The organism is Vibrio sp. Vb0937, assembly GCF_033338855.1.
On the sequence record NZ_JAWOTK010000314.1, the window covers coordinates 1 to 1,190 of the forward strand.

Genomic DNA, 1,190 nt, shown 5'->3' on the forward strand with positions numbered 1-1,190 from the left:
TGTCTAAAGAAAAATTTGAACGTACGAAACCGCACGTTAACGTTGGTACTATCGGCCACGTTGACCACGGTAAAACAACTCTAACTGCAGCTATCTGTACTACTCTTGCTAAAGTTTACGGCGGTGTAGCTAAAGACTTCGCATCTATCGATAACGCTCCAGAAGAGCGTGAGCGCGGTATCACAATCGCAACTTCTCACGTTGAGTACGACACTCCATCACGCCACTACGCACACGTTGACTGTCCAGGACACGCTGACTATGTTAAAAACATGATCACTGGTGCTGCACAGATGGACGGTGGTATCCTAGTTGTTGCTGCGACAGATGGCCCAATGCCACAAACTCGTGAGCACATCCTACTAGGCCGTCAGGTTGGTATCCCATACATCATCGTATTCATGAACAAATGTGACATGGTTGACGACGAAGAGCTACTAGAACTAGTAGAAATGGAAGTTCGTGAACTTCTATCTGAATACGATTTCCCAGGTGATGACCTACCAGTTATCCAAGGTTCTGCACTAGGCGCACTAAACGGCGAAGAGCAGTGGGAAGCGAAAATCGTTGAACTAGCAGAAGCTCTAGATACTTACATCCCTGAGCCAGAGCGTGCGGTAGATCAGCCATTCCTAATGCCTATCGAAGACGTATTCTCAATCCAAGGTCGTGGTACAGTAGTAACTGGCCGTATCGAGCGTGGTATCCTAACTGTAGGTGACGAAGTTGCTATCGTAGGTATCAAAGACACTACTACAACTACATGTACTGGTGTTGAGATGTTCCGTAAGCTTCTAGACGAAGGCCGTGCAGGTGAGAACGTTGGTGCACTTCTACGTGGTACTAAGCGTGACGAAGTTGAACGTGGTCAAGTACTAGCTAAGCCTGGTTCAATCACTCCACACACTAAGTTCGAATCAGAAGTATACGTACTGTCTAAAGATGAAGGTGGTCGTCACACTCCATTCTTCAAAGGCTACCGTCCACAGTTCTACTTCCGTACAACTGACGTAACTGGTGACATCCAGCTACCAGACGGCGTAGAAATGGTAATGCCAGGCGACAACGTACAGATGACTGTAGAGCTAATCGCACCAATCGCAATGGACGAAGGTCTACGTTTCGCGATCCGTGAAGGTGGCCGTACAGTAGGTGCTGGTGTTGTTGCTAAGATCTTCGACTAATTCATA

Annotated in this window: 1 protein-coding gene; it reads left to right on the forward strand. The window is 47.4% G+C overall.

Annotated elements, in window-relative coordinates; genetic code table 11:
• The coding region (gene tuf / locus R7P67_RS25350; protein ID WP_017822038.1) for an elongation factor Tu at positions 1-1,184 on the forward strand (1,184 nt) is incomplete at its 5' end.
• Between the last annotated feature and the right edge of the window lie 6 nt (positions 1,185-1,190).